This window comes from Cupriavidus sp. 10L45 (assembly GCF_056395225.1).
Window position 1 is genome coordinate 283,533 of record NZ_JBFTJC010000009.1, and the last position, 13,430, is coordinate 296,962.

Consider the following 13,430-nt stretch of genomic DNA (forward strand, 5'->3'; position numbering starts at 1 on the left):
ATGACGAAGTCCACCGCCGCGCTGGCCCTGCTTGCCGCGCTCCTGACCTCCACCGCCCACGCGGCCGTTTCGGTCATCGACGATGCCGGCAACACCGTGACGCTGGCCCAGCCCGCGCGCCGCATCGTCTCGCTGGCGCCGCATGTAACGGAGCTGCTCTACGCCGCTGGCGGCGGCGACCGCATCGTCGGCACGGTCTCCTACAGCGACTACCCGCCGCAGGCGCGCGACCTGCCGCGCGTGGGCGACAACAAGGCGCTGGACCTCGAACGGATTGCCGCGCTGAAGCCGGACCTGATCGTGGTCTGGCGCCACGGCAACGCGCAGAAGCAGACCGACCGCCTGCGCGCGCTGGGCCTTCCGCTGTTCTACAGCGAGCCGCGCAAGCTCGAATCGATCCCGGAAAACCTGGAGAAGCTCGGCAAGCTGATGGATACCGGCCCGGTGGCCACGCGCGCCGCCGCGGACTTCCGCCAGCAGGTGGAGACGCTGCGCAAGACCTACGCCAACCGGCCGCCGGTGACGGTCTTCTATCAGGTCTGGCAGCAGCCGCTGATGACGCTGAACGGCCAGCACATGGTCAGCGACATGCTGGCGCTGTGCGGCGGGCGCAACCTGTTCGGGAACGAGCCGCCGCTGGTGCCGACCGTGTCCGTGGAAGCGGTGGTGGCCGGCAACCCCGAGGCGATGATGACGGCGGGCATCGGCGCCACGCGGCCGGACAAGCCGCTGGCGGATTTCTCGATGTGGGAAAAATGGAAGTCGGTGACGGCGGTGGCGCGCAACAACCTGTTCATCATCGACGGTGACCTGGTCAACCGCGCCGGCCCGCGCGTGGTGCAGGGCGCGGCCGAGATCTGCAAGGATCTCGATATCGCGCGCTCGCGCCGGCCGTCCTGACTCAGATTCGTACTCGTTCGACCGAATTCGATCTAGTTCGACAGCCGGTTCCACCAGCCGAGCCGTGCGCCCATGCCATCCGCACCATCCAGATGGAAGCGGCACGTGGCCCCAAAGCCCATTTCCCACCCCAGCGTGCGCGCCAGCGGCAGGCCCAGCCAGTGCGCAGCCAGCATGCGGATGGGGCCGGCGTGGGTCACCACCCAGAGGCAGCCCCCGGCGTCGGCCGGCAGCGATCCGGCCCAGTCCACCACGCGCGCCATGACCTGCGCGGCGCTCTCGCCGCCGTGCGGACGCGCCGCCATCAGGTTGGCCGCCCAGTGATCGAGATCGGCGCGGTCGATGGTCGCCCACTCCCGCCCTTCCCACTGGCCGAAGTCCAGCTCCCGCAGGCGCGGTTCGATTTCCGGATGGATGCGGGTGTCGATGCCGTGGGACAAGGCCGACGCCGTGTCGCGCGCGCGGGCCGCCGGGCTCGTCAGGATGCGGTCCGGCCGCAGACCGTCCAGCGTGGCGACGATCTGCTCGGCGGGCGGTGAGACGGGCAGCGCCAGCGCGAGGTCCAGCGCGCCGTAGCAGATGCCCGGCGCCACTTCCGGCCGGGCGTGGCGGATCAGGACCACGTCCATGCGGCCGCCACGAGGTAGATCGACAGTTCGCCGCATTGCTGCGCCATGCCGAGGCAATCGCCGGTATAGCCGCCCAGCCGGCGCACGAAGTACGCGCCCAGCGCCGCGCGCACGACAACCAGCACGACGATGGCCACGCCCGCGAATGTCGGCCCGAGCAGCGCCAGCGGCGCCACGCCGCAGACCAGCGCGAACAGCAACCCGGCCCCGGCCAGCCGCTGCGCCACCGGCTTGGCCTTGCCCTCCGCGCGCACATAGTCGTGCGTGGCGAGGAAGGAGATGGCCATCGCCCGGCTCGCGCCATGGCCGGCCACCAGCACCGCCAGCAGCACGGCCAGCCCGCCCGCCTCGCCCGTGGCCAGCAGCAATTGCCACTTGAGCAGCAGCGCCATGACGATGGCGATGGCCCCGAAGGCGCCCACGCGCGAGTCGTGCATGATGGCCAGCACGTCCTCGCGCCGATAGCCGCCGCCGAAGGCATCCACGCAATCGGCCAGACCATCCTCATGGAACGCGCCGGTCAGCAGCAGCGTGGCGATCATGCCCAGCGCCACCGCCACGGGCGCGCTCCACAACGCCAGCGCGCCCCAGGTGACCAGCGCGCCGGCCACGCCCACCAGCAGACCCACCAGCGGAAAGTAGCGCGCCGCCGCGTTGAGGTAGTGCGGCTGGAAGCCGACCCAGCCGGCCAGCCGCTGCGGCAACGGCACGCGCGTGAAGTAGCCGAGGGCGGTCAGGAAGAAGCGCAGTTCGTCGGCCATGGTCGGGTTTTCCGGATTCCGATCAGGCCGCGCCGGGGCTCACGCCGGCACCGCTGAACGTCGCCATTTCCTTAAGGAACGCCGCCGCCGACGCCACCAGCGGCCACGCCAGCGCCGCACCGGTGCCTTCGCCCAGGCGCAGGTTCAGGGCCAGCAGCGGTTCGGCGCCGAACTCGGCCAGCAGGGCCTTGTGGCCGCGCTCATCGGAACAATGCGAGAACACGCAGTACTGGAGCACGGTCGGGTCGATCCGTGCCGCCACCAGCAGCGCGGCGGAGGCGATGAAGCCATCGACCAGAATCACCATGCGGCAGGCGGCGGCGGCCAGGTAGGCGCCGGTCATCGCCGCGATCTCGAAGCCGCCGAAGGTGGCCAGCACGTCCAGCGGCGCGGTGACCTCGGCGTGGCGGGCCAGCGCGCGCTCGAGGATCTCGCGCTTGCGGGCCACGCCGGCGTCGTCCAGCCCGGTGCCGCGCCCGGCGCAGTCGGCCAGCGGCAGGCCGGTCAGCCGGCTCATCAGGCAGGCGGCGGCGGAGGTGTTGGCGATACCCATCTCGCCGAAACCGATCACATTGGTGCCCTGCTCCGCATGGCGCAGCACGCGCGCCATGCCGGCCTGGATGGCCGCGCCAGCCTGCGCCGGCGTCATCGCGGCTTCCTCGACGAAATTGCGCGTGCCGTCCGCCACGCGGCAGTTGACCAGACCCGGCGCGGCCGGCAGCGGCGCGCGCACGCCGGCATCCACCACTTCCAGCACCATGCCGTGCTGGCGCGTGAAGACATTGATCGCCGCGCCGCCGCCGAGGAAGTTCAGCACCATCTGGGCCGTGACTTCGGGCGGGAAAGCGCTCACGCCGGCATCGGCCACGCCATGATCGCCGGCAAACACGATGATGGTCGGGCGGGTCAGCACCGGCTGGGTCTCGCCCCGGATCAGGCCGATCTGCATCGCCAGCGACTCCAGCCGGCCCAGCGAGCCGGGCGGCTTGGTCTTGTCGTCGATGGCGGCCTGGAGCGCGGCACGCAGCGAGTCATCGAGCGGGGCGATCGGGGGAAGTTGCAGGGGGGTGTCGGTGAAGGTGGACATCGTCATTTCCGCAGTGTCTTTACATTTCTACGCCGCGCTGGGCCTTGATGCCCTGCTGGAACGCGTGCTTGACCGGGGTCATCTCGGTCACGGTGTCGGCGGCCTCGACCAGCGCCGGCGGCGCGCCGCGGCCGGTAATGACCACGTGCTGCATCGGCGGACGGGCGCGCAGGTCGGCAATGACCTGCTCCACGTCGAGGTAGTGCAGCTTCAGCGCGATATTCAGTTCATCGAACAGGACCAGCCCGATGGCCGGATCCTGCAGCATGCGCCGGGCGATTTCCCAGGCGGCCTCGGCCTTGGCCACGTCGCGCGCGCGGTCCTGGGTCTCCCAGGTGTAGCCCTCGCCCATCACGTGGAACTCGCAGGCTTCCGGAAAACGCTGGAGGAACATCTCCTCGCCGCTCGGGATGGCGCCCTTGATGAACTGCACCACGCCCGTGCGCATGCCGTGGCCCATCGCGCGCACGACCATGCCGAAACCCGAGCTGGACTTGCCCTTGCCGTTGCCGGTGGTGATCACGATCACGCCGCGCTCGGTCTGCGCGGCGGAGATCTTGGCGTCCACCACTTCCTTCTTGCGCGCCATGCGGGCCTTGTGGCGGGCGTCGCGGCCGGCATCGTCTGGGGTGTCGGGCGTTTCCGGGGTGTCCGGCGGGTTGTTGTCGATATCGCTCATTTACGAATTTCCAGTCATCCCATCGGGAATCAGCGCCGTATGGAGGCCGTCGCTGACGCTGACGATGGGGGTGCGCAGCGCGCGGGAGCACTGCGCGGGGGTGAGGACTTCCGGCGCGGAGCCGTGCAGCGCCTGACCGTCTTCGGACATCAGCAGCGCATGCGTGGCGTAGCGGCGCGCCAGGTTGAGATCGTGCAGGATCACGACGGCCGCGTGGCGGCCTGCCGTGGTCAGGCGGCGCAGCAGTTCCAGCACGAGGATCTGGTGGCGCAGGTCGAGGTGGGCCACCGGCTCGTCGAGCAGCAGCAGCGGCGCCTGCTGGGCCATGGCGGCGGCCAGCGACACGCGCTGGCGCTCGCCGCCGGAGAGCGTGAGGACATCGCGCGTGGTCAGGGCGTCGAGGTCGAGTTCGGTCATGACGTCGCGCACCACGCGGTCATCGTCGCCCTGGCCCCAGCCCCAGCCGCTCATGTGCGGATGACGTCCCACGCGCACGGCGTCCTGCACGGCCATCGAGAAGGTGTCGTGCACGGCCTGCGGCAGGTAGGCGCGCTGGCGGGCGAGCGCGGCTGGCGCGGCGCGGGTGACCGGGATGTCGTCGATGCAGACCTCGCCGCCCTCGGGCGCGCGCAGGCCGGCCAGCACGTCCATCAGCGTGGACTTGCCCACGCCATTGGGGCCGACCACGCACCAGAACTCGCCCGGCGCGATGGCCATCGACAGATGCTCCACCAGCACGCGCGACCCGGTGCGCAGGGCGACATCGCGCAGGTGCAGGCTGGGACAAGGCGCGAGCGGCGTAGACCAATGGTTCATCGCGGCCTCCGCAGCAACAGATAAAGGAAGGTCGGCACGCCGAGCAGCGCGGTAATCACGCCCACCGGCAGTTGGGTCGGGGCGATCACGGTACGGGCGATCAGATCCGCCGCCATCAGCAATGTGCCGCCCAGCAGCACCGAGGCCGGCAGCAGCAGCCGCTGGTCGTTGCCCCAGGCCAGCCGCACCATATGCGGCACGACCAGGCCGACGAAGCCGATCGACCCCGCCGTGGTGATCGCCGCCGCGATGGCGAACGAGGCGATCAGGAAGGTGGCCAGCCGTACCCGGCCCACCTGCACGCCCAGCGATTGCGCCACGGTCTCGCCGAGCAGCATCACGTTGAGCGAGCGGGCCATCGGCATGGCCAGCGCCAGCGCCACGGCCAGCGTGGCCAGCGCGGCGCCGTAGCTGGCGGTGCCGCCGAGGTCGCCCGTCAGCCAGAACAGCATGCCGCGCAGCCGCGATTCCGGCGCGATGGCCAGGATCAGCGTGATCAGCGCGCCCCAGCCGGCGGCCAGGATCACGCCGGTCAGCAGCAGGCGGGCGCCCGCCTCGTGGTGGCCGCCCTGCACGCGCGGGTGCAGCAGGTCCCGGCGCGCCAGCGAAGCCACCAGCACCATCGACAGCAGCGCCCCGCCGGCGGCGCCGGCCTGCACGGTCCACAGCGGCAGCATCAGCAGCATCGCCAGTAACGCGCCGGTGGCGGCGCCGCCCGAGACGCCTAATACATAGGGCTCGGCCAGCGGGTTGCGCAGCAGCACCTGCATCAGCGCGCCAGAGAGCGCCAGCAGGCCGCCGCACGCGAACGCGGCGACGGCACGGGGGAGTCGCAATTCCCTGACAATCGCCCCGGCCATGCCGGCATCGGTGGCGGTCAGGGCCTGCCAGAGCTGCGAGGCATCGAGCGATACGCTGCCCAGCGCGAGCGACAGGCCGAACACGGCCAGCCCCGCCAGGGCGAGGACCAGCCAGACGGCTAGCGCGCGGCGCGCCTCAGCCATGGCGGACCCCGCCCGGGCGCGGCGCCTTGCCGGGCCTCATTTCTGGCGCCATCCCAGCGTGACGAACCCCGCCCGGCCCTGCGTGGCGTACGGATAGGCGAGCTGGTAGTTCTTGTCGAACAGGTTTTCCACGCGGGCGGCGACGTACCATTGCTTGTCGATGTTGTAGCGGGCGGTGAGGTTCAAGATACCGTATCCGCCCAGCCGGCGCGAGCCGTTGTCCATCCGCGACGACGACACCAGCCACTCGCCCCCGAATCGGAAATCGCCGAAATTCCGGCCCACATCGAACGACGCATGGCGGCGCGCGCGGCGCAGCAACTGGGTGCCGTTGGTCTCATCGACCGGATTCTGGAAGGTCACGCTGGCGCCGACATCGGTGCCGAGCAGGTTGGCGCGCCAGGACGCCTCCACCCCCTGCACCTTGGCCTTGTTGACGTTCTGCGCCAGGAACAGCCCGTTGGCCTGCTGCGTGGAGACGATCAGGTCGTTGTAGCGGGTCTCGAACGCGGTCACGCGCAGCAACCCGGTGGCGGCAGTCTCCACCTGCACGCCCAGCTCGGCCGACTTCGCGCGCTCGGGCTGGAGGTTCGGCTGGCCGAAGTTCGGGTAATAGAGTTCGTTGAAGGTCGGCGCGCGGAAGGCGTTGCTGACGTTGGCGATCAGCTTGACCGCCTGGGTCAGGTGGAAGCCATAGCCGGCGAAGAAGCTGCCCTGGTTGCCGAAGTCCGAATAATGGTCGTTGCGCGCGTTCAGCTGCAGCTGGTGGCGGCCGATCTTGCCTTCGTAGCCGCCGTAAACCGAGAACACATTGCGGATGGGCGCGTTGTAGGCGCTGGACGACAGTTCCTGCTGGAGGTAGTCGGTCCCGAACAGCAGCGTGTGGTCAGGCGTCAGCGCGTACTCGTTCTGCCAGTTGAACTGGCGCGAGCGCGTGCTGAACAGGCTGTCGAACAGGCCGTTCTTGGTGGTTTCGGCGCGGTCCTCGCTCTGGGCGACCTTGAAATGGGTGCGCCAGTCGGGCAGCAGCTTGCCGTTGACGAAGGCGGACAGCGTGTACAGCTCGCTATCCATGCGCAGGTCGTCGGTCGGCTTGCCGCTGGTGCTGTCGTACGACAACTGGCTGTTGGAGTAGTACGCGGCCACGCCGGCGTCCCAGTCCTGGCTGAACTTGTGCTTCACCTGGCCGGAGACGCTCTTGTTCTCGTACGGGTTGTCGGCCGGATTCGGGCCGATGCCCTGCCGGGCGCGCGTGGGGTTGTCGCGATTCCATTTCGCGGCGTCGATCGACGAATAGCCGTCGGTCTTGAACATCGAGCCGGTGACGTTGAACGAGGTATCGCCCACCTGCCCGCCATAGCCGACGGTGCCCTGGCGCGTATTGTTGCTGCCGTACTCCACCGAAGCGTTAGCCGCCGGGGCCTGGCCGGCGCCGCTCTTGGTGAAGATCTGCACCACGCCGCCGATGGCGTCGGAGCCGTACAGGGCCGAGACGTTGCCGCGCACCACCTCGATATGGTCGATCTGGTCCGGCAGGATATTGCTGAGCTGCGCGGTGCCGCCGCTGGCACCGGCGATGCGCACGCCATCCACCAGGATCAGCACCTGGTTGGAATTGGCGCCGCGCATGAACAGCGTGGTGTTGGCGCCCATGCCGCCCGTGGTGGCGAACTCCACGCCCGCCTGGCCGCGCAGCAGCGAGCGCAGGTCCGGCGCTTGGGTGTTGACGATGTCTTCCTGAGTGACCACCGTGGTGTGCGGCAGCGCCTCGGTCACGGCCTGCGCGGTGCGCGAGGCGGTGACGACCACCGGCGCGAGCGTCTGGCCGGGGGCGGCGCCGCTGGCATCCGGCGCGGCTTGCGCGTGGACCATGGCGGGGTAGAAAGCGGGTACAAGGGCGGGCACGAAGGCGGCGATGGCCGCCAGGATGGCGGGCACGCGCGGGCGGACCGGCGGCTGGGTCGCGGCGGTCTGCCTGTGGAGCGAGGAACGCATGTTGCTGGATGGATGGAAGTACGGCCGGGCCCGTCCCCGCGGGCCTTGTGGCGAAGTGGCGCGCCGCTGTGGAGCGGTGCGCCCGCGTTCAGGCCGGTATCCGGGCTGACGACATCAGGCCGGCCGCCTTCCCGATCGCTGGATCCCCGTCAAATGTCGGGGTGGATCAGTGGCATGCTGGCAGGCCCTTGCGCGGCGCATGGCGCGTGCGCGGTCGCTTACCGTTGCGGGGGCAGCACAGGTTGGCCCAGCGCGCGGCGCGCCCCGGACTCCCTGTTTCCCGTTGAACTGCGGCCCTGTGGGCAGGGTCGCGAGCACCTGGAACGTGCGCGAGTGTAGGCAGTTTCACCGGGGCCGTCAATCTGGCGGACGTGGTGCGGAACCGTCCACTCCGGGGCCGGTTACCCGCACGTTGCGTGACGATCGATGCAACTTCCTGGCGACGCTGCAGTCAGAAACGTCTCGTTGACGACGTGGCCGATCCGGCATCGGCTAGAATCCCGAAACCTGACCCACATTCCATCGGACAGACAGGCACTATGCTCAACGAACTCGAACAACTGGCCGCCAAGATCGGGCGCGTGCTGCATCACGCAGACACCCTGGCGGCGGAAAACCAGCGGCTGCGCGCGGAGATCGACCGCCTGCGGGCCGAGGCGAGCCAGTTGCGCACGGACCGCGAATCCATGGCGGCCGACCGCGAACTGCTCAATATCAAGATCGAGGAAGCCCAGCTGCGCATCCAGTCGATTCTGGACAAGCTGCCCACGGCCAGCGATGCGCGCCAGCTCGACCTGCTGGGCGAAGGCGCCCCGGCCACCGGCTCGGACCCCGATGCCAGCGGCGCGCACCCCGCCCCCGGAGAACACGCATGAGCAATAAGCAAGTCGAAGTGAACATCGCGGGGCAGCCCTACCGCTTCGCCATCGCGCCAGACAACGAAGCCGCGCTGCTGGAGGCGGTGGCGCTGGTGGACAACCAGATGAACAAGCTCAAGGGCAACGTCTCCGCCAAGGGCGTGGAGCGCGTGGCCGTGATGGCGGCCATCAGCATCGCCTCGGACCTGCTGGCCATGCGCCGCAAGCAGGAGGAGGACGGGCAGATTCCCGTGGACGCCGTGCGCGCCCGCATCCGCGAGCTGAACGAGCGCGCCGACGAGGCACTGCGGCAGTACGCGCACGTGGGCACCGACCCGCGCGCGCCGGGCTGACATCGACATCGGACGGATCTGGCCGGACTTGAAATCACACCGCATCGGCCGCACATGACAGGCATGTGAAGCCGATGGCGCAATGTCGGATTTGGCCGATGTCCGGTGTTGAAAATGTAACGGTGCGACATGCCGAACTTGGTATGCCTGACGACGCGGTGTATAGTGTAGCCAGACTGCACAAACGCCTTACCGGTGCAGCATACAGGTCAGGTTATCGCGCCCGACCGCCGTTTTCATCCCATCCTGTTTCGAAACGGCAAACGTCTGACATCACCCCAGCTGCTCGCAGCGTAAGGTGAATATAAAGTCAGACGTTTGACAGTTTCCCTGCCTGGTTCGTGAGGGTCATAACTCCTTGAACCGATATGCATTGCATGGTGCGGGATTATGTCGTGTGGGCGAGCGCGTCACCGCATTCATAGTCTTGGTTCTGCTTGGACTCCCTGAGTGGGTGATGTACCCAAAATGCGACTTCCGCAGCCACTCTGAACCTCACTTGGGTTCAGGATGCCGACCCAGCGGCCGAGGCGGGGACCCCTCAGAAGGCGGTGGTTTTCAGAACCACCGCCTTTTTTCTTTGATCGACGGATACTGGTATCGTGACGCCACCCGCCGCCAAATCGGGCCAACGCGCCCCCCAGTACTGGCTGATGAAGTCCGAGCCGGACGAAGCCAGCATCGACGATCTTGCCAGGCGCGGCACGCTGCCGTGGACGGGCGTGCGCAACTACCAGGCGCGCAACTTCATGCGCGACCAGATGCGCATCGGCGATGGTGTGCTGTTCTACCACTCCTCCTGCCCCGAGCCTGGCATCGCCGGACTGGCCGAGGTCTGCTCCCAGCCCTACCCCGATCCCACGCAGTTCGATCCCAAGAGCGATTACTACGACAAGGCCTCGAAGCCCGATGAGCCGCGCTGGTCGCTCGTGGACGTGCGTTTCGTGCGCAAGAGCGCGCTGGTCCCGCTGCCCGCGCTGCGCGAGCACGAGGCGCTGGCGGACATGGTCGTGCTCCGGCGCGGCAACCGCCTCTCCATCACGCCGGTCACGCCGGCCGAATGGCGCTATATCACCGAACGGCTGATGAAGTGACGGGGCGACCATGAGTCCTGTCCTGATTCCGGGGCTGCTGATCCTCGGCGCCTTCACCGGCTTCTGCGCCGGGCTGCTCGGCGTGGGCGGCGGCATGCTGATGGTGCCCTTCCTGACGCTGTTTTATACAGCCATGCAGGTCTCCGACAGCCACATCGTCCATATGGCCATCGCCACGTCGATGGCGACCATCCTGTTCACCTCGCTCTCCTCCGTGCGCGCCCACCACAAGCGCGGCGCGGTGCGCTGGGGCATTGTGCTGGCGCTGGCGCCGGGCATCCTGGTGGGTGGCCTGATCGGCGGCGGCAAGATCTTCAGCGTGCTCAAGACCGGCTGGCTGTCGCTGCTGTTCGCGGTCTTCGTCGGCTTCTCGGCGCTCCAGATGCTGCGCAGCCGCCGGCCACCGGCCGCGCGCCGGCTACCGGGCACACCGGGCATGGTCGGCGTGGGGTCGGTCATCGGCCTGATCTCGAGCCTGGTGGGCGCCGGCGGCGGCTTCATCTCCGTGCCGTTCATGACCTGGTGCAACGTGCCGATCCACAACGCCGTGGCCACGTCGGCAGCGCTCGGCTTCCCGATTGCGCTCGCCAGCGTGGTCGGCTACGTCTGGGGCGGCTGGGACGTGGGCGGCCTGCCGGCCGGCTCGCTCGGCTATGTGTACCTGCCCGCGCTGGGCATCATCGCCATCGCCAGCGTGCTCACCGCGCCGCTGGGCGCGCGGGCGGCGCACAACATGGACGTCAACGCGCTGCGGCGCGTGTTCGCCGTGCTGTTGGCCTGCCTCGCCTCGTACATGCTCTGGAAGGCGTGGCGGACGTTCTGAGCGCGCCGCTCCCTCCGTATTACACGGCGAAACACCCGGATACAGTCATTGCAGCCGCGCACGGAACGAAGTGCGCGGAAAGGCGTCTGAAAGCCACCACTTTGATCGGGAGAACAACAATGAAACAACTGCTTGCGGCCACTTTGCTGAGTACCACCGCTGTCGTGGCATCGGCCCAGACCCTGCCGCCACCCGCCGGCGTACTGTCGCTGTCCGCCGAGGCGGTCACCGAAGTACCCACGGACGTGGTGCAACTGACGCTGGCCGCGGAACAGGAAGGCGCCGAGCCGTCGGCGATCTCGTCCGCGCTGTCGGCCCGCACGCAGGCCGTGCTGGCGCAGGCCAAGCGCACCTCGGGCGTGGAAGCGCAGTCGGGCGGCTTCACCATCCATCCGAGCACGGACCGCAACGGCCGCATCAGCACGTGGCGCGGGCGCTCGGAAGTGATCCTGAAGTCGAAGGATTTCGCGGCGGTGTCGAAGCTGGCCGGCGAACTGGCCAACCAGATGCAGGTGCAGAACGTCGCCTTCTCGCTCTCGCGCGAGGCACGCCAGGCCACCGAGGCGAAGCTGGCCGAGCAGGCCGTGTCAGCGTTCCGCGACAAGGCCCAGACCAGCACCAAGCTGTTCGGCTATAGCAATTATACGATTCGTGAAGTGTCGATGAACGACAGCGGCGGCGTGGTGCCGCCGACGCCGCGCATGTATGCCGCCAAGGCAATGTCCGCAGACGCCGGCGCGCCGATCCCCATGGAAGGCGGCAAAGCCCATGTGACCGTGTCGGTCAATGGGTCGGTCCAGATGGTGAAGTAAACAGGTAGTTCGGCTTCCCCCTCCCCCAGTTCTACAGGGCGAGGGGGAAATCCATCACAGCGCGGCGAACTGCTCCCGCAGCACGTTCTTCTGCACCTTGCCCATCGTGTTACGCGGCAGCTCGTCCACCACGTGCACGCGCTTGGGCACCTTGAAGTTGGCGATACGGCCACGCAGCGTGCCGATCATCCCCGCCTCGTCGATCTCCGCCCCCGGCTTGCGCACCACCACGGCCACCACGGCCTCGCCAAAATCGGTATGCGGCACGCCGATCACGGCCGATTCCACCACGCCCGGCAGTTCGTCGATAAAGCTCTCGATTTCCTTCGGATAGACGTTGTAGCCGCCCGAGATGATCAGGTCCTTGCTGCGGCCCACGATCGTCAGGTAGTCGTCTGGCACCTTGCGCTCGCCGGCCTGGCTGACGATGGCACCGCCGAAGCGGCCCACGTCGCCGGTCTTGAACCAGCCGTCAGCGGTAAATTCCTCGGCGGTCTTCTCCGGCATGCGCCAGTAGCCCTTGAACACGTTCGGCCCCTTGACCTCCACATTGCCGATCGCGGCCGGCGCGCAGGGGTTGCCCTCGCCATCCATCACGCGCACCGACACGCCCGGCAGCGGCATGCCCACCGTGCCGCCGATGCGCTCGCCGAGCTTGGGATCGTACGGGTTCGAGACCAGCATCACGGTCTCGCTCATGCCGTAGCGCTCCAGGATGGTGTGGCCGGTGCGCTCGCGGAAGCCGTCGAACGTCTCCAGCAGCAGTGGCGCCGAGCCAGACACGAACAGCCGCATGTTGCCGCACACCTCGCGGTTGAAGCGCGGCTCCTGCAGCATGCGCACGTAGTAGGTCGGCACGCCCATCATCACCGTCGCGCGCGGCAGGAAGGCAAGGATCTGCGCCATGTCGAGCTTGGGCGCCCAGATCATCTTGGCGCCGGCCAGCAGCGCGCCGTGGGAAGCTACGAACAGCCCGTGCACGTGGAAAATCGGCAGCATGTGCAGCAGCACGTCGTCGCTGCGCCAGCCCCAGTATTCGTGCAGCGTCTGGGCGTTGGAAGCCAGGTTGCGGTGCGTCAGCATCGCGCCCTTGCTGCGGCCCGTGGTGCCGGAGGTATAGAGGATGGCCGCGAGGTCATCGTCGCCCTTCGTCACGGTCTGGAAGGTGTCCGGCTGGGCGGCCGCGCGGGCCAGCAGCGAGCCGCTGCGGTCGTCGTCCAGCGTGAACACGTGCGCGGTGTTGTGGCGGAACGCCACCTTCGACACCCAACCGAAGTTCTTGCTGCCGCAGACCACCACGGCGGGCTCGGCGTTGCCCACGAAATAGTCGATTTCCGATTCCTGGTACGCGGTGTTCAGCGGCAGGTACACATAGCCCGCGCGCAGCGTGGCCAGGTACAGGAACAGCGCCTCGGGCGATTTCTCCACCTGCACCGCCACGCGCGCGCCGGCCGGCAGCTTCAGCGCGGCGAGCAGGTTGGCGATCTTGGCGGTGGCACGGTCCAGGTCATCCCAGCTGTAGTACAGCCCGTCATGGGTCTCGATGCAGCACGCGCTGCGGTCGACGGGAAAGCGGGATTCGAACAGGGCGAACAGATTGGCGTTCATGGTACGGAATCG

Annotated in this window: 14 protein-coding genes, 1 other RNA gene and 1 riboswitch; of the genes, 7 read left to right on the plus strand and 8 right to left on the minus strand. The window is 68.4% G+C overall.

From position 1 onward, the window contains the following. Window positions 1–900: a cobalamin-binding protein gene (locus tag AC1DFU_RS18130; protein WP_144197934.1), complete on the plus strand. Its 900-nt coding sequence runs from the start codon at window positions 1–3 to the stop codon at window positions 898–900. A gap of 32 nt (window positions 901–932) precedes the next feature. Here the strand turns inward: AC1DFU_RS18130 and cobC are convergent, their stop codons facing one another. The 7 genes from cobC to AC1DFU_RS18165 are packed head-to-tail and all read right to left on the minus strand — an operon-like array spanning window position 933 to window position 7,871. Then, the gene (gene cobC / locus AC1DFU_RS18135; RefSeq protein ID WP_441590717.1) at window positions 933–1,529 is read right to left on the minus strand and encodes an alpha-ribazole phosphatase family protein; all 597 of its coding nucleotides are present in this window, start codon (window positions 1,527–1,529) and stop codon (window positions 933–935) included. Next, window positions 1,514–2,290, minus strand: coding sequence for an adenosylcobinamide-GDP ribazoletransferase (locus tag AC1DFU_RS18140; RefSeq protein ID WP_441590719.1), 777 nt, complete (start codon window positions 2,288–2,290; stop codon window positions 1,514–1,516). The genes cobC and AC1DFU_RS18140 overlap by 16 nt, the downstream gene beginning before the upstream one ends. 22 nt (window positions 2,291–2,312) lie before the next feature. Then, complete coding sequence (gene cobT, locus AC1DFU_RS18145; protein ID WP_092290728.1) at window positions 2,313–3,377, minus strand: nicotinate-nucleotide--dimethylbenzimidazole phosphoribosyltransferase; 1,065 nt, start codon at window positions 3,375–3,377, stop codon at window positions 2,313–2,315. Between the two features lie 19 nt (window positions 3,378–3,396). Next, window positions 3,397–4,056, minus strand: coding sequence for a cob(I)yrinic acid a,c-diamide adenosyltransferase (cobO, locus tag AC1DFU_RS18150; RefSeq protein WP_092290730.1), 660 nt, complete (start codon window positions 4,054–4,056; stop codon window positions 3,397–3,399). Then, window positions 4,057–4,872 carry an ABC transporter ATP-binding protein gene (locus AC1DFU_RS18155; protein WP_441590722.1) on the minus strand — a complete coding sequence of 272 codons (816 nt, stop codon included), beginning with the start codon at window positions 4,870–4,872 and terminating at the stop codon, window positions 4,057–4,059. Beyond that, a complete protein-coding gene (locus tag AC1DFU_RS18160; protein WP_092290734.1) occupies window positions 4,869–5,876 on the minus strand; it encodes a FecCD family ABC transporter permease in 1,008 nt (335 codons plus the stop codon). The genes AC1DFU_RS18155 and AC1DFU_RS18160 overlap by 4 nt, the downstream gene beginning before the upstream one ends. Before the next feature lie 36 nt (window positions 5,877–5,912). After that, window positions 5,913–7,871, minus strand: a complete 1,959-nt coding sequence (locus AC1DFU_RS18165; RefSeq protein WP_441590724.1) for a TonB-dependent receptor plug domain-containing protein — start codon at window positions 7,869–7,871, stop codon at window positions 5,913–5,915. Between the two features lie 74 nt (window positions 7,872–7,945). Beyond that, window positions 7,946–8,209, minus strand: a riboswitch (cobalamin riboswitch). Window positions 8,210–8,410: 201 nt separating this feature from the next. Here AC1DFU_RS18165 and AC1DFU_RS18170 point away from each other — a divergent pair. The 6 genes from AC1DFU_RS18170 to AC1DFU_RS18195 all read left to right on the plus strand — a co-directional run bounded on the left by AC1DFU_RS18170 (window position 8,411) and on the right by AC1DFU_RS18195 (window position 11,810). Then, complete coding sequence (locus tag AC1DFU_RS18170; protein WP_092290738.1) at window positions 8,411–8,746, plus strand: hypothetical protein; 336 nt, start codon at window positions 8,411–8,413, stop codon at window positions 8,744–8,746. Continuing rightward, window positions 8,743–9,081, plus strand: coding sequence for a cell division protein ZapA (locus AC1DFU_RS18175; RefSeq protein ID WP_092290740.1), 339 nt, complete (start codon window positions 8,743–8,745; stop codon window positions 9,079–9,081). Before AC1DFU_RS18170 ends, AC1DFU_RS18175 begins: the two co-directional genes overlap by 4 nt. A 324-nt stretch (window positions 9,082–9,405) precedes the next feature. Then, a non-coding RNA gene (gene ssrS, locus AC1DFU_RS18180) (6S RNA) lies at window positions 9,406–9,622 on the plus strand. A 112-nt stretch (window positions 9,623–9,734) separates the two neighbouring features. Further along, on the plus strand, window positions 9,735–10,175 hold the full coding sequence (locus tag AC1DFU_RS18185) for an EVE domain-containing protein (protein ID WP_092290742.1): 441 nt from the start codon (window positions 9,735–9,737) through the stop codon (window positions 10,173–10,175). A gap of 10 nt (window positions 10,176–10,185) precedes the next feature. After that, window positions 10,186–10,998, plus strand: a complete 813-nt coding sequence (locus AC1DFU_RS18190; RefSeq protein ID WP_092290744.1) for a sulfite exporter TauE/SafE family protein — start codon at window positions 10,186–10,188, stop codon at window positions 10,996–10,998. Between the two features lie 119 nt (window positions 10,999–11,117). After that, on the plus strand, window positions 11,118–11,810 hold the full coding sequence (locus AC1DFU_RS18195; protein ID WP_092290746.1) for an SIMPL domain-containing protein: 693 nt from the start codon (window positions 11,118–11,120) through the stop codon (window positions 11,808–11,810). Window positions 11,811–11,864: 54 nt separating this feature from the next. Here AC1DFU_RS18195 and AC1DFU_RS18200 read toward each other — a convergent pair whose 3' ends face one another. After that, window positions 11,865–13,418, minus strand: coding sequence for a malonate--CoA ligase (locus AC1DFU_RS18200; RefSeq protein WP_441590727.1), 1,554 nt, complete (start codon window positions 13,416–13,418; stop codon window positions 11,865–11,867). Window positions 13,419–13,430 lie beyond the last annotated feature (12 nt).